Source organism: Pseudomonas pergaminensis, assembly GCF_024112395.2.
Classification (GTDB): Bacteria; Pseudomonadota; Gammaproteobacteria; order Pseudomonadales; family Pseudomonadaceae; genus Aquipseudomonas; species Aquipseudomonas pergaminensis.
Genome location: NZ_CP078013.2, coordinates 1124626 through 1147915, shown reverse-complemented (window position 1 = coordinate 1147915; position 23290 = coordinate 1124626). Strand labels below are relative to the sequence as shown.

Annotated in this window: 19 protein-coding genes; 13 read left to right on the top strand and 6 right to left on the bottom strand. The window is 60.0% G+C overall.

Going from position 1 to position 23290, the window contains the following annotated elements; translation table 11 throughout:
- Positions 1 to 45 precede the first annotated feature (45 nt).
- From moaE to KUA23_RS05165, 5 genes are all read right to left on the bottom strand, one after another.
- A complete protein-coding gene (moaE, locus tag KUA23_RS05185) occupies positions 46 to 495 on the bottom strand; it encodes a molybdopterin synthase catalytic subunit MoaE (RefSeq protein ID WP_078046997.1) in 450 nt (149 codons plus the stop codon).
- A gap of 2 nt (positions 496 to 497) precedes the next feature.
- Entirely contained in the window at positions 498 to 740 is a 243-nt protein-coding gene (gene moaD, locus KUA23_RS05180; RefSeq protein ID WP_016978209.1) for a molybdopterin converting factor subunit 1, read from the bottom strand.
- A complete protein-coding gene (gene moaC, locus KUA23_RS05175; RefSeq protein WP_016978208.1) occupies positions 737 to 1210 on the bottom strand; it encodes a cyclic pyranopterin monophosphate synthase MoaC in 474 nt (157 codons plus the stop codon). The genes moaD and moaC overlap by 4 nt, the downstream gene beginning before the upstream one ends.
- Positions 1211 to 1375: 165 nt before the next feature.
- Complete coding sequence (locus tag KUA23_RS05170; RefSeq protein ID WP_012722339.1) at positions 1376 to 2770, bottom strand: PhoH family protein; 1395 nt, start codon at positions 2768 to 2770, stop codon at positions 1376 to 1378.
- A gap of 340 nt (positions 2771 to 3110) precedes the next feature.
- Positions 3111 to 4235, bottom strand: a complete 1125-nt coding sequence (locus KUA23_RS05165) for a polysaccharide deacetylase family protein (protein WP_099494089.1) — start codon at positions 4233 to 4235, stop codon at positions 3111 to 3113.
- A gap of 119 nt (positions 4236 to 4354) precedes the next feature.
- Between KUA23_RS05165 and yaaA the strand changes: the two genes are divergently transcribed.
- The 13 genes from yaaA (at position 4355) to KUA23_RS05100 (ending at position 22564) form a co-directional block, all read left to right on the top strand.
- Entirely contained in the window at positions 4355 to 5134 is a 780-nt protein-coding gene (gene yaaA, locus KUA23_RS05160) for a peroxide stress protein YaaA (RefSeq protein WP_099494088.1), read from the top strand.
- 898 nt (positions 5135 to 6032) lie between these two features.
- Complete coding sequence (locus tag KUA23_RS05155; RefSeq protein WP_078046994.1) at positions 6033 to 7349, top strand: nucleotide sugar dehydrogenase; 1317 nt, start codon at positions 6033 to 6035, stop codon at positions 7347 to 7349.
- Between the two features lie 106 nt (positions 7350 to 7455).
- A complete protein-coding gene (gene alg8, locus KUA23_RS05150) occupies positions 7456 to 8937 on the top strand; it encodes a mannuronan synthase (RefSeq protein ID WP_034102288.1) in 1482 nt (493 codons plus the stop codon).
- Between the two features lie 38 nt (positions 8938 to 8975).
- Entirely contained in the window at positions 8976 to 10142 is a 1167-nt protein-coding gene (locus KUA23_RS05145; RefSeq protein ID WP_078046993.1) for an alginate biosynthesis protein Alg44, read from the top strand.
- Positions 10143 to 10231: 89 nt separating this feature from the next.
- On the top strand, positions 10232 to 11656 hold the full coding sequence (gene algK, locus KUA23_RS05140) for an alginate biosynthesis TPR repeat lipoprotein AlgK (protein WP_371857037.1): 1425 nt from the start codon (positions 10232 to 10234) through the stop codon (positions 11654 to 11656).
- The gene (locus KUA23_RS05135; RefSeq protein WP_078046991.1) at positions 11653 to 13140 is read left to right on the top strand and encodes an alginate export family protein; all 1488 of its coding nucleotides are present in this window, start codon (positions 11653 to 11655) and stop codon (positions 13138 to 13140) included. Before algK ends, KUA23_RS05135 begins: the two co-directional genes overlap by 4 nt.
- On the top strand, positions 13140 to 14729 hold the full coding sequence (gene algG, locus KUA23_RS05130) for a mannuronan 5-epimerase AlgG (protein WP_252993534.1): 1590 nt from the start codon (positions 13140 to 13142) through the stop codon (positions 14727 to 14729). Before KUA23_RS05135 ends, algG begins: the two co-directional genes overlap by 1 nt.
- An 11-nt stretch (positions 14730 to 14740) precedes the next feature.
- Complete coding sequence (locus KUA23_RS05125) at positions 14741 to 16186, top strand: alginate O-acetyltransferase (RefSeq protein ID WP_078050870.1); 1446 nt, start codon at positions 14741 to 14743, stop codon at positions 16184 to 16186.
- Between the two features lie 24 nt (positions 16187 to 16210).
- Positions 16211 to 17320: a mannuronate-specific alginate lyase gene (locus tag KUA23_RS05120; protein WP_252993533.1), complete on the top strand. Its 1110-nt coding sequence runs from the start codon at positions 16211 to 16213 to the stop codon at positions 17318 to 17320.
- A 180-nt stretch (positions 17321 to 17500) separates the two neighbouring features.
- Entirely contained in the window at positions 17501 to 19033 is a 1533-nt protein-coding gene (locus tag KUA23_RS05115) for an MBOAT family O-acyltransferase (RefSeq protein WP_252993532.1), read from the top strand.
- Positions 19034 to 19044: 11 nt separating this feature from the next.
- The gene (locus tag KUA23_RS05110) at positions 19045 to 20229 is read left to right on the top strand and encodes an alginate O-acetyltransferase (protein WP_252993531.1); all 1185 of its coding nucleotides are present in this window, start codon (positions 19045 to 19047) and stop codon (positions 20227 to 20229) included.
- Between the two features lie 16 nt (positions 20230 to 20245).
- Positions 20246 to 20902, top strand: coding sequence for an alginate O-acetyltransferase AlgF (locus tag KUA23_RS05105; RefSeq protein WP_033899560.1), 657 nt, complete (start codon positions 20246 to 20248; stop codon positions 20900 to 20902).
- A gap of 210 nt (positions 20903 to 21112) precedes the next feature.
- Positions 21113 to 22564, top strand: a complete 1452-nt coding sequence (locus KUA23_RS05100) for a mannose-1-phosphate guanylyltransferase/mannose-6-phosphate isomerase (RefSeq protein ID WP_078046987.1) — start codon at positions 21113 to 21115, stop codon at positions 22562 to 22564.
- A gap of 88 nt (positions 22565 to 22652) precedes the next feature.
- On the opposite strand, the gene KUA23_RS05095 is transcribed toward KUA23_RS05100, so the two are convergent.
- Positions 22653 to 23030 carry a hypothetical protein gene (locus KUA23_RS05095; RefSeq protein WP_252993530.1) on the bottom strand — a complete coding sequence of 126 codons (378 nt, stop codon included), beginning with the start codon at positions 23028 to 23030 and terminating at the stop codon, positions 22653 to 22655.
- Positions 23031 to 23290: the final 260 nt, after the last annotated feature.

Here is a 23290-nt window from a genome sequence, read left to right as displayed (position 1 = left end):
TTCGCGAGCAAGCCCGCTCCCAAATTGGGTTTTGTGTTTAGCCAGCTACTTCCAGCGGTCTGCAGCGGCGTGGTCGCTACTGCGCCCTTCCACCCAACGCGGCCCCTCACTGGTATTTTCCTTCTTCCAAAACGGCGCCCGCGTCTTCAAGTAATCCATCACAAACGCACAGGCATCAAATGCAGCCTGGCGATGGGCGCTGGCTGCCGCGACGAACACAATCGGCTCACCCGGTTCCAGCGCGCCCACACGGTGCAGCACCTCCAGCTTGAGCAACGGCCAGCGCTGCTCGGCCTCCACGGCGATCTTGAGCAAGGCTTTCTCGGTCATGCCGGGGTAGTGTTCAAGGAACATTCCCGACACGTCGCGGCCATCGTTGAAGTCGCGCACATAGCCGACAAAACTCACTACCGCGCCCACGCCGACATTGGCCGCATGCATCGCGTTGACTTCGGCGCCGGGGTCGAACGGCTCAGCCTGTACACGAATGGCCATGTTCAGCCTCCGGTCACGGGCGGGAAAAAGGCCACTTCATCACCGGCTTGCACCGGCTCATCGAGACCACACAATTCCTCGTTGCGCGCGCACATGAGGCTGCTCTCGTTGAGCACCGCGAACTCCGGATCACTGGCAAGGGCCAGGCGCACAGCCTCGACAGTGGCGAAATCGCCTTCCATCTCCAGCGAGTCAAAGCCCACCGCTTCGGCGTAACGCGCAAAAAACAATACGTTGATACTCATGCCTGGTCCGCCTTGAAGTGCCCGCTTTTACCGCCGAGCTTTTCCAGCAGGCGAATGCTTTCGATGGTCATACCGCGATCCACGGCCTTGCACATGTCGTAGATTGTCAATGCCGCGACGCTGGCGGCGGTGAGGGCTTCCATCTCCACGCCGGTCTGGCCGGAGAGTTTGCAGCGCGCCAGGATGTGCACAGCGTCCACGCCATCGGCACTCAGCTCGACCTTGACGCCCGTGAGCATCAGCGGGTGGCACAGGGGGATCAAGTCGCTGGTTTTTTTCGCCGCCTGGATTCCGGCAATACGGGCCACGGCAAACACGTCGCCCTTGGGGTGGGCGCCGTCGACAATCATTTTCAGGGTCTCGGGTAGCATGCGCACACGCGCTTCAGCCACCGCCTCACGGAAGGTCACGGACTTGTCGGTGACGTCGACCATATGGGCGCGGCCTTGGGAATCGAGATGAGTCAGCACAGGGATACTCCTGATCAGGAGCATCGATTGTAAACCCAACGCAGATCAAATGTGGGAGCGGGCTTGCCTGCGATGCAGGCACCTCGGTGTGTCAGTCACATCGCGGTGATGCTATCGCAGGCAAGCCAGCTCCCACAAAAGCCAGCTCCTGCACTGGCTGTGTTTTTACAGGTGAGACTCGGCGTATTCGGCCAGAATCGAACGTGGAACCCCTTGCAGCGCAATGTGCACGCCGTTCGGGAAGTCTTTGAAGCGTTCCGTCAGGTACGTCAGCCCGGAGCTGGTCGCGGACAGGTAAGGGGTGTCGATCTGTGCCAGGTTCCCCAGGCACACCACTTTGGAACCGGCGCCGGCACGGGTGATGATGGTTTTCATCTGGTGCGGGGTAAGGTTCTGGCATTCATCGATCAAAATCAGGCTCTGCTGGAAGCTGCGACCTCGGATGTAGTTGAGGGATTTGAACTGCAACGGCACTTTGCTGAGGATGTAGTCGACGCTGCCATGGGTGTTTTCGTCATCCATGTGCAAGGCTTCGAGGTTGTCGGTGATCGCCCCCAGCCACGGCTCCATTTTTTCCGCTTCGGTGCCGGGCAGGAAACCGATTTCCTGGTCCAGGCCCTGCACGCTGCGGGTGGCGATGATGCGGCGATAGCGCTTGGTCACCATGGTCTGCTCGATGGCGGCGGCCAGGGCGAGGATGGTTTTCCCCGAGCCTGCGGCGCCGGTCAGGTTGACCAGGTGAATGTCCGGGTCGAGCAGCGCGTACAGCGCCAGGCTCTGGTAGATATCACGCGGTTTCAGGCCCCAGGCTTCCTGGTGCAACAGGGGTTCCTGATGCAGGTCGAGGATCAGCAACTTGTCGACCTGGATCTCTTTGATCCAGCCCACGAAGCCCTGCTCGTCGATGATGAACTCGTTGATGTGCACGGCCGGCAGGTTGTCGATCAACTGCACCTGGTGCCAGGTGCGGCCATGGTCCTGACGGGTTTCGACTTTGCTGACCAGGTCCCAGAAGGAGCCCGTCACCGTGTGATACCCACGGGAGAGCATCGACACGTCGTCGACCAGTTGGTCGGTGCTGTAGTCCTCGGCAGCGATCCCACACGCTCGTGCCTTGAGGCGCATATTGATGTCTTTGGTCACCAGCACCAGGCGCAGGTCCTTGTCGCGTGCATGCAGGTCGATCAATTGGTTGATGATTTTGTTGTCGTTCAGATTTTCCGGCAGCAGGCTATTGGGCTCGCTGCGCTTGCTCATCAGAATCGACAGCAACCCCTTGGGTCCGCTTTTGCCGCGCTGGATCGGTACGCCGACTTCGACGTCCTCCGGCGACGCTTCGCCCAATGTCTTGTCGATCAGGCGGATAGCCTGGCGGCATTCGGCGGCAACGCTGTGGTGCCCGCTTTTGAGTTTGTCGAGCTCCTCAAGCACGATCATCGGGATGGCGACGTGGTGTTCTTCGAAGTTGAGCAGTGCGTTTGGATCGTGAATCAGTACGTTGGTATCAAGCACATAAAGGATTGGCTGGTCGGAAGAAGGGTTACGTCCATGATCATCCATACTCGGTCACCTTTGTGGGAGCCAGTCGACGCAATACCTGGGCGGTGCTGCGCCTCGATTCGACCACCGACTGCACCTGAGTGACGTCAAGCGCAGTGCCCACATGAGGAGTCTTGGAAGACGCCACCTGTGCTGCAGGTTTCGGCGATCTGACTTCGTAATACCGCAAAACCCATGACAGGAAAAAGCACTTTGACGCTTTTTTGAAGTTTATTTTTCAGGATGACGAATAGCACTAGTCGAGTGCCACGTACCCCGCTAAAGTCGGAAGTCCGCCTGCATCGAAATATCGTAAAAAATCACCCCAAAAAGGCCTCATCCCCAACAGGGCCGGGCATTTTCAGCGAAACGCCTCTCGGCAGTCCTGCCAACCCAGACCACTCTGCGCCGTCGCCTGCAACAAGATCGGCAACGCCACCCGTGCCTTGTCCTGGGTGTCATGAAAAACAATCACACCCTTGCGCCACAGCAGCATCAACGTCAGCACCCGTTGCGCCGATTCTTCGGCCTTGAGCTTGCCCGGTTCGTCCTGGGAATCAATGTCCCACAACGCCACTTGCAGGCCCTGTGCCTGGAAAAAGCCCTGGCTGTCCGCACGGCGTTGGCCATAGGGCGGACGGAACAGCGGCACGTAGTTTTCCGGCATCAGGTTTTGCGCCAGCGAGGCGCTGCGGGTAATCGAACCCTGCCAATCCACCCAATGGCTGTGGGAGCGATACTGCCAGCCCTGGGTGCCGACGCACTGGCCTTGGTACAACGCCTGCACATCGGCGACCGAACTACGCTCCACACGGGTTTGCAGGCTGCTGCCGAGGGCAAAGAACGTCGCATTCATCTTCTGCTTGCGCAAATAGTCGGTGAGCCAATCGGTGTTGCCGCTGACCGGTGCCGGGCCGCCGTCGAACGTGAGCAGGAACAAGCGATCGTTGAATTCGTCGCCATTACGTTCATGGTCGCCGAAGCGCGCGATTTCGCTGCTGATCTGCGGGAACAGCGCGGCCTTGCGCAGCAACTCGTCCAGATAACGTTCGTGGAAGACATGGCTGGGGCCGGCCCAGCCTATATAGAAGGAGTTTTCGCTGACCTCGAACTTGCCGGCCTGCTCGCGCAGGTCGTCCATGCTCTCGACCAGGTAGCAGAATGAGGCGTCCTCCTCGCAGCTTTGCTGGGCGAAGGTGTAGTTCTCCAGCAGACGCTGCCAGAGCTGGCGGCGCAGGTCATCGATGGCGGCCAGGTTGATGATCTTCAGGCCCAGGCGCTGCTTGAGCGCGGCCTCGTCCTGGTTCTCGCTGGCCAGCAGGCTGTGGGCGAACATGAGGATTTCCGCGCGCGAGGCCACATCGAACAGCGCCGGGCTGCCGAGTTTTTCCGGCCAGGTGCTGCGGTCCAGGCTGGCCACATCCACGGGCGCCGCGTGGGCATTGAGGCACAACAAGCAAGCCGACAACAAAAGCGCTATTCGCACACGGGGTCTCCCTCTCCAGAGTCACCGGCCATCATAGCGGATCGCGCCTATCGCCATCATAGGTGGAGTCAAACCGCCCAACCCCCTAGAATCCCCCCACGTTTACAGGAGACGACTTCATGCTGATGGTGATTTCCCCCGCCAAGACCCTCGATTTCGAGACCGCGCCAGCGACGCAGCGCTTTACCCTGCCGCAGTACCTGGACCACTCCCAGGAGCTGATCGAGCAACTGCGCACCTTCAGCCCGGCGCAAATCAGCGAACTGATGCACGTATCCGACAAAATCGGCGGCCTCAACGCCGCCCGCTTCGGCAGTTGGACCCCTGCCTTCACCCCCGCCAATGCCAAGCAGGCGTTGCTGGCGTTCAAAGGCGATGTGTACACCGGCTTGAATGCCGAAACCTTCAGCGATGCCGACTTCTCCTACGCCCAGGATCACTTGCGCATGCTCTCGGGCCTATACGGTCTGCTGCGGCCCTTGGACTTGATGATGCCGTACCGCCTGGAGATGGGCACCAAGCTGCCCAACGCCCGTGGCAAGGACCTGTACGCCTTCTGGGGCACGCGCATCAGCGAATGGCTCAACGAAGCGCTGGCCGAACAAGGCGACGACGTGCTGCTCAACCTGGCCTCCAACGAATACTTTTCGGCGGTCAAGCGCACTGCGTTGAATGCGCGAATCATCAATACCGAGTTCAAGGACCTGAAGAACGGCCAGTACAAGATCATCAGTTTCTACGCCAAGAAGGCGCGGGGCATGATGAGCCGCTTTGTGATCGAAGAGCGCATCAACGACCCGGCCAAGCTCAAGCAGTTTGACGTGCAGGGCTATCGCTTCAATGCCGAGCAGTCGAAGCCGGACAATTTGGTGTTCTTGCGCGATCACGCACCGGAATAAAGCGGCCGCTCCTTTCGCCGCACTGAATCTCAACTGTGGGAGCTGGCTTGCCTGCGATGGCGGTGCATCAGTCGATTCATTTCTGACTGATACACCGGCATCGCAGGCAAGCCAGCTCCCACATTTTTTTGCGCATTTCAACCAGGGAATCGTCATTATTTTGGCGTCAAAAAATATCCTGGCTCATCTCTAACAATTCTTTCACTCGACATTCGTCGATTTTTTTCGTAGTGGCACCACTTTTTTAAAACACTAGTGGCACAAAACTATCCCAGCGTGCCAACTCCCTATAACTACTGGCCCAAATAGCAAGTGCTATCAATATAGTACCAGTGCCATCTTTGCCAATATTTCAAGAAATTTCAGGAAACAGGATGAGTGGGCTGGAACTTCGTCCTAAAGCACCGCTCATACCACCGGTAACGAAATTCTCTGTTTCTGTAGGAGATGACTTACACGGCAGACCAACGGAAGTAGCGAAGTTGTCACATTAACTTTGACTCAGTGGTCACATTACCAACCGATTAGTTGAGAGCGGCGATAAGGATCAATTGCCACGAACTATAAGGCCAAGGCTGTGCTTACCCTAATGGGTCAGTGAGACAACCCAAGGCATTGATATTTAAGGCTTAAAGCCCCCTATCAAAGCCATGCGGCACTGGCGCCGAGCCCTTCTCCCAGGAAGGCTGGCTGCATTTCAGGGCAAGCCCCAATAACAAGGCCAAGTTGCGCACAACTTGAGTGCAATAGTTATTCACTCACTATTTAACATGCCTGTACGCGGTAAGTCGGCGTCTATTCGCTCAACTTCCGTGGCATCAGTGACGCTTGCAAACATGAACTCCGGCCATTAATTGGCATGATTAACACAGTCTTGAATGACAAAGAGGTAAATGCGATGCGCATCAGCATATTTGGTCTCGGTTACGTTGGCGCAGTATGTGCCGGTTGCCTGTCTGCCCGCGGCCACGAAGTGGTTGGCGTAGACATCTCCAAGGACAAGATTGACCTGATCAATGCGGGCAAATCGCCAATCGTTGAACCAGGTCTGGGCGAGCTGTTGAGCCAGGGTATCGAAACTGGCCGACTGCGTGGCACCACCAACTTCGCCGAAGCCATCCGCGATACCGACCTGTCGATGATTTGCGTCGGTACGCCAAGCAAGAAAAACGGCGATCTGGAGCTGGACTACATCGAAGCGGTATGCCGCGAAATCGGTCTGGTCCTGCGTGACAAAGCCACCCGCCACACCGTGGTTGTGCGCAGCACCGTACTGCCGGGCACTGTGGCCAACGTGGTCATCCCGATCCTCGAAGACTGCTCCGGCAAAAAAGCCGGCGTCGACTTCGGCGTTGCAGTCAACCCGGAATTCCTGCGTGAATCCACCGCCATCGCCGACTACGACCTGCCACCGATGACCGTCATCGGCGAGTTCGACAAAGCCTCAGGCGATGTCCTGCAGTCGCTGTACGAAGAACTCGACGCACCGATCATCCGCAAGGACATCGCCGTTGCCGAGATGATCAAGTACACCTGCAACGTGTGGCACGCCACCAAAGTGACCTTCGCCAACGAGATCGGCAACATTGCCAAGGCCGTCGGCGTCGACGGTCGCGAAGTGATGGAAGTGGTCTGCCAGGACAAGACCCTCAACCTGTCCCAGTACTACATGCGCCCAGGCTTCGCCTTCGGTGGTTCGTGCCTGCCTAAAGACGTGCGCGCCCTCACCTACCGCGCCAGCTCCCTGGACGTGGAAGCGCCGCTGCTCAACTCGCTGATGCGCAGCAACGAGTCCCAGGTACAGAACGCCTTCGACATCGTCTCCAGCCACGACAAACGCAAAGTCGCACTGCTGGGCCTGAGCTTCAAGGCCGGCACCGATGACCTGCGCGAAAGCCCGCTGGTCGAGCTGGCCGAAATGCTGATCGGCAAGGGCTACGACCTGAGCATCTACGACAGCAACGTCGAGTACGCCCGTGTCCACGGCGCGAACAAAGACTACATCGAAGGCAAGATCCCGCACGTGTCGTCCCTGCTCAACTCGGACTTCGACGACGTGATCAACAACTCCGACGTGATCATCCTGGGCAACCGCGATGAGAAGTTCCGTGCCCTGGCGCAGAACGCACCACACGGCAAGCAAGTGATCGACCTGGTGGGCTTCATGTCCAAGGCCACCAGCACGAGCGGTCGTACCGAAGGCATTTGCTGGTAACAGAAGAGCAGCGGCAAGTTTCGAGCCGCAAGCTGCAAGTAAACGCACTTCCACTTGCAGCTTGCGGCTTGCAACTTGCCGCTTTCATCACCTTCGGATGACGCTTATGTCCAAGTTAAAACACGTACTGCTCCAATCCGCCGGCTGGCTGTTCTTTCTGAGCCTGCTGATGGGACTCGCCCTGCTTTTGCCGGCGAGTACGTTCGACTCCGAGTCGAAGAATTTTATTTTCCTGATTGGCGCCGTCGGTATCTGGCGCTACTCGATGGGTGCTACGCATTTCTTTCGCGGCATGCTGTTCCTGTACGTGGTCTACCCGCACCTGCGCCGTAAAGTGCGCAAGCTGGGCAAGGCCGCCGACCCGTCCCATGTGTTCCTGATGGTCACCAGCTTCCGTATCGACGCGCTGACCACTGCGCAGGTGTACAGCTCGGTGATCCGTGAAGCCATCGAATGCGGCTTCCCCACCACCGTGGTCTGCTCGCTGGTGGAAATGTCCGATGAGCTGCTGGTGAAAAGCCTGTGGGAACGCATGAATCCGCCGGAGCATGTGAAGCTCGATTTCGTGCGTATCGCCGGTACCGGCAAGCGCGACGGCCTGGCCTTCGGTTTCCGCGCCATCTCCCGCCACCTGCCGGATGAACGCGCGGTGGTTGCGGTGATCGATGGCGACACCGTGCTCGCCGAAGGCGTGGTACGCAAGACCGTGCCGTGGTTCCAGCTGTTCGGCAATGTCGGCGGCCTGACCACCAACGAGTTCTGCGAAGTGCGCGGCGGCTACATCATGAGCGAGTGGCACAAGCTGCGCTTCGCCCAGCGCCACATCAACATGTGCTCCATGGCCCTGTCCAAGCGCGTACTGACCATGACCGGTCGCATGTCGGTGTTCCGCGCCAACGTGGTGACCGACCCGGGCTTTATCGCCGACGTGGAAAGCGACTCGCTGCAACACTGGCGCCTGGGCCGCTTCAAGTTTCTCACCGGTGACGACAAGTCCAGTTGGTTCAGCCTGATGCGCCTGGGCTACGACACCTTCTACGTGCCGGACGCGGCGATCCACACCGTGGAACACCCGCCGGAAAAGAGCTTCATCAAGGCCAGCCGCAAGCTGATGTTCCGCTGGTACGGCAACAACCTGCGCCAGAACTCCCGTGCCCTGGGCCTGGGTATGCGTCGGTTGGGCCTGTTCACCAGCATCGTGTTGTTCGACCAGCGCGTATCGATGTGGACCTCCCTGCTCGGCCTGACCGTGGCAATCATCGCCACCTTCAAGTACGGCGGCGCGTTCATCCTCGCGTACCTGCTGTGGATCGGCATCACCCGCCTGATTCTGACCCTGCTGCTGTCGTGCTCCGGTCACAAGATCGGCCCGGCGTACCCGGTGATTCTCTATTACAACCAGATCATGGGCGCGCTGGTGAAGATCTACGTGTTCTTCCGCCTTGATCAACAGTCCTGGACCCGCCAGGACACCAAACTGACCCGCGATTTGGCCAGCTTTCAACGTTGGTTCAACACCTGGTCGTCTCGGACCATGACCTTCTCAGCCGGCAGCATCTTCGTTGCCGTGTTGCTGATGATGGTCTGACCCTGCCAAGCCTGAATTAACTCTAGGAAATTGCCCTGATGAACAGCCAAGTAAATGCCAATGTTGTCCACGAATCCGAAGCCCAGCGCCAACATGCCCGCGTAAAAATCCCGGCCAAGCTGCGCTTCTTCAACACCGACCGTACCCAGACCGAAGCACGGGTGATCGACCTGTCCGCCGGCGGCCTGGCGTTCACCGCCACCCAGCCATTGACCGTGGGTGAAGTGCACAAGGGTCGCCTGCAGTTCGTCATCGACAACCTCGGCCTGGCCATGGACGTGGAACTGCAGATCCGCTCCTACGACCGCCAGACAGGTCGCACCGGTTGCCAGTTCCAGAACCTGGAACAGCAGGATATTTCCACCCTGCGCCACCTGATCACCTCGCACCTGTCCGGTGACATCGTGACCATGGGCGACGTGCTGGCGACCCTGCAACGCGACAACTTCACCAAGGCGCGCAAGGTCAAGGACGGCGGCAGCAACATGAGCGCCTTCGGCCGCCTGCGCGCCGTGACGTTCAGCCTGGCGATCTTCCTGGTCGGCCTCGCGGCGTTCGGTTTTGTCTTCAAGTCGGTGTACGGCATGTACTTCGTCAGCCACGCCCAGGCAGGCCTGGTCAGCGTACCGGGCATGAACGTGACCATGCCGCGCGACGGCACTGTGCAAAGCCTGCTCAAGGGTGACGGGATCGCTGCCAAAGGCGCGCCACTGGCGACCTTCAGCACCAGCATGCTCGATGTGCTCAAGGGCCACCTGGACGAAGACCAACTGCAACCGGCCAAGGTTGAAGAGCTGTTCGGCAAGCAAATGACCGGCACCCTGACGTCGCCCTGCGATTGCGTGGTGGCCCAGCAAATGGTCGCCGACGGTCAGTACGCCAACAAAGGCGACGTGATCTTCCAACTGGTACCACGCGGCAGCCTGGCCAACGTTGAAGCACGCTTTACCTACCGCCAGTTCGCCGACGTTCGCCCAGGTACACCGGTGACCTTCCAGGTGGCCGACGAAGAACAGATCCGCACCGGCACCATCGTCAGCAGCACCAGCCTGAACAGCGCCGACCTGTCCTCCGATATCCGCGTGCAGATCAAGCCTGACGCACCGCTGGACAGCACCTACGCCGGTCGTCCGGTGGAAGTGACCAGCGACCGTGGCCCGTCCCTGAACTGGCTGATCGATAAAGCCATGGCTCACGGTCTGTAAGCGAGGAGATGCCTGTGATGACTCTCTCAAAAACACCACAATCCCTGTGGGAGCGGGCTTGCTCGCGAAAGCAGTGTGTCAGCCAACACATGCATCAACTGACAGGGCCCCTTCGCGAGCAAGCCCGCTCCCACATGGGAACTGTAGCGTTGCTAGCTGTTGCGGTCAGCCTGGCCGGTTGCGCCGGCCTGCCCGACCAACGCCTGGCTAACGAAGCTTTGAAACGTGGCGACACCGTCACCGCGCAGCAGAATTACCAGCAGCTGGCAGACCTGGGTTACAGCGAGGCCCAGGTGGGCCTGGCCGACATCCAGGTAGGCACCCGCGATCCGGCGCAAATCAAACAGGCTGAAGCCACCTACCGTGCGGCGGCGGACACCTCGCCACGCGCCCAGGCCCGTCTTGGTCGCCTGCTGGTGGCCAAGCCTGGCAGCACCGAAGCCGAACACCATGAAGCCGAAGGCCTGCTGAAAAAAGCCTTTGCCAATGGCGAAGGCAACACCCTGATCCCGCTGGCGATGCTGTACCTGCAATACCCGCACAGCTTCCCGAACGTGAATGCCCAGCAGCAGATCAGCAAGTGGCAGGCCGCCGGTTATCCGGAAGCCGGCCTGGCCCAAGTGCTGCTGTATCGCACCCAGGACACCTACGACCAGCATCTGGATGATGTGGAGCGCATCTGTAAAGCCGCGCTGAACACCACCGATATCTGCTACGTCGAGCTGGCCACGGTCTACCAGAAAAAAGCCGAGCCAGAGAAACAGGCCGAGCTGCTCAAGCAGATGGAAGCCGGCTACAGCCGTGGCACCGTTACCGCACAACGTGTTGATAGCGTGGCACGCGTGCTGGGCGACGCTTCGCTGGGCAAGACGGATGAAAAAACCGCCCAGGCCCTGCTGGAAAAAATCGCACCTGGCTACCCGGCATCGTGGGTCAGCCTGGCGCAACTGCTCTACGACTTCCCCGAACTGGGCGACGTCGACCAGATGATGAAGTACCTGGACAACGGCCGCGCCGCCGACCAACCGCGCGCCGAGCTGTTGCTGGGCAAGCTCTACTACGAAGGCAAATGGGTGCCGGCCGACGCCAAGGCCGCTGAAGCCCACTTCGAAAAAGCCGTGGGCAAGGAAGTGGCCGCCGATTACTACCTCGGCCAGATCTATCGCCGTGGCTACCTGGGCAAGGTCTACCCGCAAAAAGCCCTGGACCACTTGCTGACCGCTGCACGCAACGGCCAGAACAGCGCCGATTTCGCCATCGCCCAGTTGTTTTCCCAAGGCAAGGGCACCAAGCCCGACCCGTTGAATGCCTATGTCTTCAGCCAATTGGCTAAAGCCCAGGACACGCCAGAGGCCAATGACTTGGCCACGCAGCTCGAAACCCCGCTCACTCCGGAGCAACGCGCCCAAGGCCAACGCCTGGTGCAACAGGAACTGGCCGCCCGCGGCACCCTGGCCCAGAGCACGCTGCAACTGCACGCCCTGGAAGAAGAAGACGGCGAGGAATCCCTATGAAGCTCAACCCATTCGTCAAGGCCGGTATCGGCCTGACCTTCGCCCTGCTGTGGTCGTGCCCGACCCTGGCCGCGCTGACCGAAGCCAAGAACTTCGGCCTGGAAGTCAAAGCCACCGCGCAGTCCGAAGATGACCGCGACCTCGGCACGCAGAAAGGCGGCGACGTCAACGGTATCGGCCTCGACCTGCGCCCGTGGATCTACGGTGAAAGCGGCAACTGGAGCGCCTACGCCATGGGCCAGGCGGTGGTATCGAGCGACATCATCGAGACCGACACCCTGCAACAGTCGGCCGACGACGAAAACCAGCAGACCACCAACAACGACCGCAAGGCCAAGAAAAACTACTTGGCCATGCGCGAATTCTGGGTCGGCTACAGCGGCTTCACGCCCTACCCTGGCGAGATCCTCAAGCTGGGCCGCCAGCGCCTGCGCAATGACGACGGCCAATGGCGCGACACCAACATCGAAGCGCTGAACTGGACCTTCGACACCACCCTGCTCAAGGCCAATGTCGGCGTCGCCGAACGTTTCAGCGAGTACCGCACCGACCTCAAGGAGCTGTCGCCCAAGGACAAGGACCGCCAGCACCTCTATGCCGACGCCGCCTACCAGTGGACGCCAGGCCAGTGGATCGGCCTGCGCGGTCACCACACCCATGACAACGGCAAGCTCGACTACCCGGAACCCGGCGTACCGACCGACTCGTTGGACAAGCGCGAAAACGGCGACCTGAGCTGGCTCGGTATCGAAGCCAACAGCGACGCCTACAACTGGCGCAACACCAACACCGTCAACTACTGGGCCAGCGTCACCGGCATGCGCGGCGACCGTGATTCGGTCAATGCCCTGAACGCCGACGGCACTCGCCCGACCAACGCCAAGCGCAGCGACGATGTCAGTGGCTGGGCCACTGACCTCGGCGTGCGCCTGCGCCTTGACCCGCAGTGGCAAGTGGGCGCGGCCTACTCACGCGCCAGCGCCGAGTACGAGCAGAACGGCCTGCAAAGCAACCGTTCGAACTGGACCGGCACCCAGTCCCGCGTGCATCGCTTCGGTGAAGCCTTCCGTGGCGAAATGAACAACATGCAGTCCATGAGCCTGTTCGGTTCCTGGCAGCTGCGCGAGGACTACGACGCCAGCCTGGTGTACCACAAGTTCTGGCGTGTCGACGGCAACAAGCCGGTGGGCAGCAACGGTATCGACGCCGTGCAGAACAACACCGACGACGTGACCGGCGCGATCCTGTCCAGCACTTCCCTGCCGCTTGAAGACGGCAAGAAGGACCTGGGCCAGGAGATGGACCTGGTGGTCACCAAGTACTTCAAGACCGGCCTGTTGCCGGCTGCGCTCAGCCAATCGATCGACGAGCCGTCGGCCCTGGTGCGTTTCCGTGCAGGCGTGTTCAAGCCGGGCGATGCCTATGGCTCCCAGGTTGACTCGTACATGCATCGCGCGTTTGTCGACGTGATTTGGAAGTTCTGATGGGAGCCTGCGCAATGAACCCTCAAGCCCTCAAAGGCTCGGCCCTGCTGGCGGCAGCGATGCTGCTGGCAAGCGGCGCTGCCCTGGCCGATGTCGCGCCGCAGGCTAAAGCGCCGACCATCGCCAAAGAGCTGCAACAGGCCAAGACCTACACCATCTCCAGCCCGCCGACCGCGCAGCTGGAAATGGCCAAGCCGGCCCTGCCGGACCTGTCGGGCTACACCGACGCGGCGATGGAAAAGAAGATCGTGCGCGCCAAGCCGGGCAAGATCAGCATCCGCCGCATGATGCAGGAAGACGCCCTCAAGGACTTCATCGGCGGTGACAACAAGATGGCCGAATGGGTGGTGCGCCAGCATGGTATTCCCCAGGCGATCTTTGTCGACGACGGCTACATGAACCTCAAGGACTTGCTGGGCAAGGTGCCCAAGCAGTACCTGAGCGAGACCTCGCCGGGCGTGTTCCTCGCCAAGCTGCCGATCGTGGTCGGGCGCAAGGGCATCCTGGAAATCGACAAAAAGACCCAGGAGCTGCGTCTGTCCCAGGAAGCCGGTTCGTTCCTGATCAACGACGGCCAGTTGTTCGTGCGTGACACCAAAGTCACCGGCTGGAGCGAAAAGGCCAACGGCCCGGCGCTGTTCAAGTCGCCCAAGGAGTTTCGCCCGTTCCTGCTGGCCTGGGGCGGCACCGAGACTTACATCTCCAAGACCAAGATGGCCAGCTTCGGCTACGCCAACAGTAAGTCGTACGGGGTGAGTATTTCCCAGTACACGCCGAACATGGCCAAGGTGCTCAAGCGTCCCGAGCCGACCGGTTGGATCATCGACTCCGAGTTCTCGGACATGTGGTACGGCTTCTACTGCTACGAGACCACGAACTTCGTGATCAAGGGCAATACCTACAAGGACAACATCGTCTACGGCATTGACCCCCACGACCGTTCCCACGGCCTGATCATCGCGGACAACACCGTCTACGGCACCAAGAAGAAGCACGGCATCATCATTTCCCGTGAAGTGAACGACAGCTTCATCTTCAACAACCGCAGCTACGACAACAAGCTCTCGGGCCTGGTGCTCGACCGTAACAGCGTCAACAACATCGTGGCTGACAACGAGTTCTACCGTAACCACACCGACGGCATCACGCTCTATGAGAGCGGTGACAACCTGCTGTGGGGCAACAAGGTGATTGCCAACCGTCGCCACGGTATCCGCGTGCGTAACAGCGTGAACATCAAGTTGTACGAGAACACCTCGATGGCCAACGGCCTGACGGGTTTGTACGGCCACATCAAGGACTTGACCGACACCGACCGTGACATCGCCCTCGACCCGTTCGACGCCAAGGTCTCGCTGATCGTGGTCGGCGGTGAACTGGCGGGTAACGGGAGTGGCCCGCTGTCCATCGACTCGCCATTGAGCGTTGAGCTGTACCGCGTGTCGATGCTGGCGCCGACCAAGTCCAGCGGCATCAGCTTCAACGGCGTGCTGGGCGATCGCCAGGAAGAGATTCTCGACCTGCTGGTACGCCAGCAGAAAGCCGTGCTGATCGACCCTGTCGAACGCCAGACCGAATTGCAGGACTGAGGATGACCCTTATGCACCCACACATGATCAAACTGCTGAGCCTCTCGGGTCTGACCCTCGGCCTGCTCGCGGCCAGCCAAGGCGTACGCGCCGACGAAGTCAAGGCACCGACCTTCACCGCCGAGCCGTGCTGCAGCCTGTGCCCGGCCGCCCACGATGCAAAGAACTACACCACACGCTACCAGCAGAACTTCACCACCCTGGTGCAAGCCCAGGGCGACTGGCTGTTCCGTACCCAGGAAGACCTGCGTACCGAGTTCGACACCACCCCGTCCGGCTACAAACGCATGCAGCAGTTGCACGATGCGTTCAAGGCCAAGGGTGTTGAACTGGTGGTGGTCTACCAGCCGACCCGTGGCCTGGTGAATCGCAACAAGCTCAACCCGGAAGAGAAGGCCAAGTTCGACTTTGACAAGGCGCTGGGTAACTACAAAACCATGCTCGGGCGTTTCGCCAAGATGGGTTACGTAGTGCCGGACCTGTCGCCGCTGACCAACGAACAGCTTCCGGATGAACTGCCGGCCCACGATTTCTACTTCCGTGGCGACCAACACTGGACGCCGTACGGCGCCCAGCGCACCGCAAAAATCGTCGGTGCCAAAGTGCGTGCCATGCCTGAGTTCGCCGATATTCCCAAGCGCGAATTCGAAACCAAGCGCTCCGGGCGCATGGGTAAGACCGGCACCCTGCACAACATGGCCGGCCAGCTGTGCGGCACCAGCTACGCGATCCAGTACATGGACCAGTTCACCACCGAGCCCAAGGGCGAAGCGGGCGACGGCGACCTGTTCGGCGATTCGGGCAACCCGCAGATCACCCTGGTGGGTACCAGCCACAGCGGCAAGAACTACAACTTCGCCGGCTTCCTGGAACAGGAAATCGGTGCTGACATCCTCAACGTCGCCTTCCCCGGCGGTGGCCTCGAAGGCTCGATGATCCAGTACCTGGGCAGCGATGAATTCCAGAAGACCCCGCCAAAGATCCTGATCTGGGAGTTCTCGCCGCTGTACCGCCTCGACCAGGAGACCATCTATCGCCAGATGATGTCGCTGCTCGACAACGGCTGCGAAGGCAAGACCGCGCAGATGACAGCCAGCACCACCTTGAAACCCGGCAAGAACGAATTGCTGGTTAACAGTTCGAACAAAGACCTGCGTAACGCCAATCACCAGGTTGATATCCGCTTCGCCGACCCGTCGGTGAAAACCCTGCAAGCCACCCTCTGGTACATGAACGGGCGCCACGAGGACATCAAGATCGAGAAACCCGAAACATCCGATACAGACGGGCGTTTCGCCTTTGAACTGCGCACCGATGAAGACTGGGCCTCGCAGAACTTGCTGGCCGTGGAAGTGCAGGGTCCGGAAGCGGGCGCTGCCGCGCAGAAAGTCGAAGCGAAAATTTGCACACGCAACGTATTCCCTAGCGGCGGTCAGAAGACTGCTTCGCTGCCGTGAAGTAAGTGCGCAATGAGGTTACCTATGCAGAACATATTGATTCCAACGCTGCTGGGCCTGGCGATGTTCGCCGGCTCAGTCAACGCCGCCGCGCCACTGCGTCCACCCCAGGGCTACTTCGCCCCGGTGGAAGCGTTCAAGACCGGCGACTTCAAGAATGACTGCGACGCCATGCCGGCGCCGTACACCGGCTCGCTGCAATTTCGCAGCAAGTACGAAGGTTCGGACAAGGCCCGTTCCACGCTGAATGTGCAATCCGAAAAAGCCTTTCGCGACAGCACCGCCGACATCACCAAGCTGGAAAAAGACACCAGCAAGCGTGTGATGCAGTTCATGCGCGACGGTCGTCCGGAGCAATTGGAATGCACGCTCAACTGGCTGACCAGCTGGGCCAAGGCGGATGCGTTGATGTCCAAGGACTTCAACCACACCGGCAAGTCCATGCGCAAATGGGCGCTGGGCAGCATGGCGTCGGCCTATGTGCGCCTGAAGTTCTCCGAGTCGCACCCGCTGGCCAACCACCAGCAGGAAGCGCAACTGATCGAAGCCTGGTTCAACAAACTGGCCGATCAGGTGGTGAGCGACTGGGACAACCTGCCGCTGGAAAAAACCAACAACCACTCCTACTGGGCCGCCTGGTCGGTGATGGCAACGTCCATCGCCACCAACCGTCGCGACCTGTTTGATTGGGCCGTGAAGGAATACAAGGTCGGCGCGAACCAGGTCGATGACCAGGGCTTCCTGCCGAACGAACTGAAGCGTCAGCAACGCGCCTTGTCGTACCACAACTACGCGCTGCCGCCGCTGTCGATGATCGCCAGTTTTGCCCTGGTCAACGGTGTGGACCTGCGCCAGGAAAACAACGGCGCACTCAAACGCTTGGGTGACAAAGTGCTCGCCGGGGTGAAAGACCCGGAGATCTTCGAGCAGAAGAACGGCAAAGAGCAGGACATGAAAGACCTGAAGGAAGACATGAAGTTTGCCTGGCTCGAACCGTTCTGCACCCTCTACACCTGCGCCCCGGATGTGATCGAGCGCAAGCACGGGATGCAACCGTTCAAGACTTTCCGCCTCGGGGGCGACCTGACCAAGGTCTACGACCCGACGCATGAAAAGGGCAATAAAGGTTCCTGAACCTGGGGGAGCGGGCTTGCCCGCGATAGCTATCTGACATCCTACATGGATGTCGACTGACACACCGCTATCGCAGGCAAGCCAGCTCCCACACTGAAACATGTACACCCTCCCGGATTTGATGGGGGGGTTTGGGGGGGCTCTGGCCCTTGACTGTTGGTTAAACATGGAGAGATCGGGATGGTTTTCTCGTCCAATGTGTTCCTGTTTCTGTTCTTGCCGATCTTTCTCGGCTTGTACTACTTGAGCGGGCAACGCTATCGCAACCTGCTGCTGCTGATTGCCAGCTATGTGTTCTACGCCTGGTGGCGAGTGGACTTCCTGGCGCTGTTCGCCGCCGTGACGCTGTGGAACTACTGGATCGGCCTCAAGGTCGGGGCAGCCGGTGTGCGCACCAAGCCGGCCCAACGCTGGCTGTTGCTCGGCGTGGCGGTCGACCTGTGCATCCTCGGCTACTTCAAGTACGCCAACTTCGGCGTCGACAGCATCAACGTGATGATGAAGTCGGCGGGCCTGGAGCCCTTTATCCTCACCCACGTGCTGTTGCCGATCGGGATCTCGTTCTACATCTTCGAGTCCATCAGCTACATCATCGACGTGTACCGCGGTGATACCCCAGCAACCCGCAACCTCATCGACTTTGCGGCGTTCGTGGCGATCTTCCCGCACCTGATCGCCGGCCCGGTGTTGCGTTTTCGCGACCTGGCCGACCAGTTCAACAACCGCACCCACACCCTCGACAAATTCTCCGAGGGCTGCACGCGGTTCATGCAGGGTTTCATCAAGAAAGTCTTTATCGCCGACACGCTGGCGGTGGTGGCCGACCATTGCTTCGCCCTGCAAAACCCCACCACCGGCGATGCCTGGCTCGGTGCGCTGGCCTATACCGCGCAGCTGTACTTCGACTTCTCCGGCTACAGCGACATGGCCATCGGCCTGGGCTTGATGATGGGTTTCCGCTTCATGGAAAACTTCAAACAGCCCTACATCAGCCAGTCGATCACCGAGTTCTGGCGGCGCTGGCACATCAGCCTCTCCACCTGGCTGCGTGACTACCTGTACATCACTCTGGGCGGCAACCGCAAAGGCACGCTGACCACCTACCGCAACCTGTTCCTGACCATGCTGCTCGGTGGCCTGTGGCACGGTGCGAACATCACCTACATCGTGTGGGGTGCGTGGCACGGCATGTGGCTGGCGATTGAAAAAGCCATCGGCCTCAACACCTCGCCGCGCAGCTTCAACCCGGTGCGTTGGGCCTTCACCTTCCTGCTGGTGGTGATGGGCTGGGTGATCTTCCGCGCCGAGAACCTGCACGTCGCCGGCCGTATGTACGGTGCGATGTTCAGCTTTGGCGAGTGGTCGCTGTCGGAACTCAACCGCGCCAACCTCACCGGCCTGCAAGTGGCAACCCTGGTGGTGGCGTATGCAACGCTGGCGTTCTTCGGCCTGCGCGATTTCTACACCAATCGCCCTGCGGAAAAAGCCAAGCCTGCCGACCCGAGCCTGATCAAGGCCGTACCGGGCGACAACCCCGGCAACATCCACGAGCCAGGCTTCACCGTTGGCCAGGATGCCGCTGTGCAACCGGCCTACTGGACCGCTGACTGGCCACGCTACGCCATGCGCGCTGCGGTGCTGCTGCTGTTCGTGGCGTCGATTCTCAAACTGTCGGCGCAGAGTTTCTCGCCGTTCCTTTACTTCCAATTCTGAGGGAGCCGACCATGACACGATCATTGCGCGTCCTCTATATCGGCCTGTTCCTGGTGGTGCTGCTGGCGCTCGGCGCCTGGTCGCTGCGCAGTTTCTTTGGCTTCAGCACCAATGCCGACGCCACCGTGCTCAACGGCCGCTGGACCAAGGCCGTCGAGACGCACTACGACGACCAGTTCCCGATCAAGCGCATCGGTACCAACCTGTGGGCGGCGCTGGACTACAAGCTGTTCAATGAAGGCCGCCCCGGCGTAGTGCTGGGCCGCGATCACTGGTTGTACAGCGACGAGGAGTTCAACCCCGCCGTCAATGAAGACCAGAACCTGCAAGGCAACTACGCGCTGGTCGAAGGCGTGCGCCAGAAACTCAAGGCCCAGGGCATTCAACTGGTGATGGCAATCGTGCCGGCCAAGGTGCGCCTCTACCCGGAACATTTGGGTGAAGTGAAACCGGCCAGCATCCACGCCAACCTGTACCAGGACTTCCACGCCCGTGTGGCTGCCGACAAGATCATCGCCCCGGACCTGCTCGGCCCGCTGCAACAGGCCAAGCTCGGCGGCAAGCAAGTGTTCCTGCGCACCGACACCCACTGGACCCCGGACGGCGCTGAAATCGCCGCCAAGCAGTTGGCCAAGACCATTGCCGACAAGACCCCGCTGAGCGGTGAGCCGCAACGCTTCGTCACCGAGGCCGAGAAGACCGAACCGCACAAAGGCGACCTGCGCCTGTTCCTGCCGCTGGACCCGCTGTTCGAAAACCTGATGCCGCCTAAAGAGCCGCTGGAAAAACGCGTCACGCACCTGGCCGAAACCAAAGACGACGACGCCCTGTTCAGCGACAGCGAAACCCCAGTGGCCCTGGTAGGCACCAGCTACAGCGCCAACCCCAACTGGAACTTCGTCGGTGCCCTCAAGCAAGCCTTGGGCAGCGACGTGGTCAGCTACGCCGAAGACGGCCACGGCCCGATCCTGCCGATGCTCAGCTACCTGAAAAGCGATGACTTCAAGAACAGCCCGCCACAGGTGCTGATCTGGGAGTTTCCTGAACGTTATCTGCCCATAAACAACGAAATCGGTGATGCCGACCCCGCATGGGTTGCGCAGCTTAAACAAGCCGGTTCGCGCCAACAGAACATGGCACTGAACACCCCGATTAAACACGAAAAATCCGAGACGCCCGACCGGGCGCAAAACTGAAAGAGAGGTAATTCACATGACTTTCACTACAACTCCTCGTCGTCTCGCTAAAACCCTGGCTATCGCGGCCGGCCTGAGCTTCGTATCGATGTCCGCCTTCGCCGGTGGCGACGCCGCCCTCTACGGCCCAACCGCGCCAAAAGGCTCAAGCTTCGTGCGGATCTACAACGCCAGCAACCAGGAAGTCAGCGCCACCGTTGGTGCGACCAACCTGAGCGATGTGGCCCCACTGGCCAGCAGCGACTTCAGCTTCATGCCCGGCGGTGACTACAGCGCCAAGGTCGGCAGCCAGACGGTGCCGGTCAAACTCGCACCTGACCACTACTACACCTTGGTCAACAGCGGCAGCGGCCAGCCACAGCTGATCGAAGAGCCACCGTTCAAGAACAAGCAGAAATCCCTGGTGCGCGTGCAGAACCTCAGCGACAAGGCCCTGACCCTGAAAACCGCTGACGGCAAGACCGATGTGGTCAAGGCCGTTGCCGCCAAAGGTCGTGGCGAGCGTGAGATCAACCCGGTGAAGGTGAGCCTGGCGCTGTATGACGGCGACAAGAAAGTCGGCGATGTGAAGCCAGTGGCCCTGGAGCGTGGTGAGGCAGCGGTGCTCTACGTCACCGGTTCCGGTTCGAGCCTGTCGCCAGTGTGGGTGAAACGCCCTGTGTCGACCCGCTGATTAGATTTTCGACCTGGCTCCGCTCCCCTGTGGGAGCTGGCTTGCCTGCGATGGCATCACCTCGGTGTCCCTGACCAACCGAGTCGTCTGCATCGCGGGCCAGCCCGGCTCCCACAGGGACCGAGGAGTCCGGTCGGACCGAGACAAAAACAAGAGTGAAACGACAAACCTTCGTAGCTCTGACCCAAATCGATTCAAGGAGAAACACCCATGATTCCAGTCATCCTTTCCGGTGGTAGCGGCTCACGTCTTTGGCCGCTTTCCCGTAAACAGTTCCCTAAACAATTCCTGGCCCTGACCGGCGAACACACGCTGTTCCAGCAAACCCTGGAACGCCTGGTGTTTGAAGGTATGGACGCTCCAATCGTGGTCTGCAACAAGGACCACCGCTTTATCGTCAACGAGCAACTGGCCGCCCGCAAGCTGGAAAGCCAGCGCATCCTGATGGAGCCGTTCGGCCGCAACACCGCGCCGGCCGTGGCCCTCACCGCGATGATGCTGGTCAATGAAGGCCGCGACGAGTTGATGCTGGTGCTGCCGGCCGACCACGTGATCGACGACCAGAAAGCCCTACAGCGTGCCCTGGCACTGGCCACCGTGGCCGCCGAGCGTGGCGAGATGGTGCTGTTCGGTGTACCGGCTACCCGTCCGGAAACCGGTTATGGCTACATCAAGTCCACCAACGACTCGCTGCTGCCCGAGGGTGTGAGCCGCGTCGAGCAGTTCGTGGAAAAACCCAATGAAAAACGCGCCATCGAGTTCGTCAAAAGCGGCGGTTACTTCTGGAACAGCGGCATGTTCCTGTTCCGCGCCAGCCGTTTCCTCGAAGAGCTGAAAAAGCACGATCCGGACATCTACGACACCTGCCTGCTGACGCTTGAGCGCAGCGAACAGACCGCCGACACCGTGACCTTCGACGAAGCCACCTTCGCCTGCTGCCCGGACAATTCCATCGACTACGCCGTGATGGAAAAAACCCAGCGCGCCTGTGTGGTGCCGCTGAGTGCCGGCTGGAGCGACGTGGGTTGCTGGGCATCGCTGTGGGCCGTCAACGACAAAGACGTGCACGGCAACGTGAGCAAAGGCGACGTGGTGATCCAGGACAGCCGCAACTGCATGATCCATGGCAACGGCAAACTGGTGTCGGTGATCGGCCTGGATAACATCGTGGTGGTGGAAACCAAGGACGCGATGATGATTGCCCACAAGGACAAGGTCCAGGGCGTCAAGCAGATGGTCAACACCCTGAACGACCAGGGCCGCAGCGAAACCCAGAACCACTGCGAAGTCTATCGTCCGTGGGGCTCCTACGACTCGGTGGACATGGGCGGGCGTTTCCAGGTCAAGCACATCTCGGTCAAGCCGGGCGCGTGCCTGTCGCTGCAGATGCACCACCACCGTGCCGAACACTGGATCGTGGTCAGCGGTACTGCCGAAGTGACTTGTGACGAGAACGTGTTCCTGCTCACTGAGAACCAGTCCACCTACATCCCGATCGCTTCGGTGCATCGCCTGCGCAACCCGGGCAAGATCCCGTTGGAGATCATCGAAGTGCAATCGGGCAGCTACCTGGGTGAAGACGACATCGAGCGCTTTGAAGATATCTACGGTCGCTCGACGCCGGTTGAACGTGGCGTGTCGGTGAAAACTATCGCGCAATAAAACAGTCGTACAAGAAGCCCTCGCCCAGCCCATTGCGTCCCCTATCCGCAGTGGGTTGGGTGGGGGCTTTTTTCATTTCCGCGACGACCTAAGCCTGTGACGGCCCCTTCCAGTTCTTAGGGGAATAGGCGTTGTAATTGCCAGTACTGCCAGTGGTGCTACCCGAGTTATCATATTGCGCCTTACCCACTTCTTGAGCAGCCTTGCCCAAGTAGACCAAGCCCGCACCAAAGGCTTTTGCGGCTATTCCGCCACTTGAACCAAGCTTTTTCCCAAGGCCTTGCGCGGCGGCTCCGCCCACCATCAAACCCGCTCCCGTCGCTTTCTCCTTTTGGGCTCCGCCCCCTATAAAACCGGCTCCCGGCGCTTTCTCCTTGTTCTCATTGTTATGCAGCGCTGTGGGGAAAAGCGCACCGGCACCTCGCAGAACCGTTTGTCCCAGGCTGGTCAGCTTTTGATGTTGCATGCGGGGCTTCACATCAACGTCTTTCTCTGCACTTAGGTCGGCAGTTCCAGCGTTGGTAGGCGTTGGCGCGGACTGAGGAGCGATGAGAGAGGTCAAGGCTGACGCAACTGGGGATGCAGTGACCGGCGCAGTTAGGGCTGAAGCATTCATGGTTTTTTCTCACATAACAGAACATTTTTATTACCCTCCTGGATAATCTGCATTTCCCTATAACGGCTCTGTGGGAGAAATGAGCGAACCGGTTCCCTCCAATCAAAAAG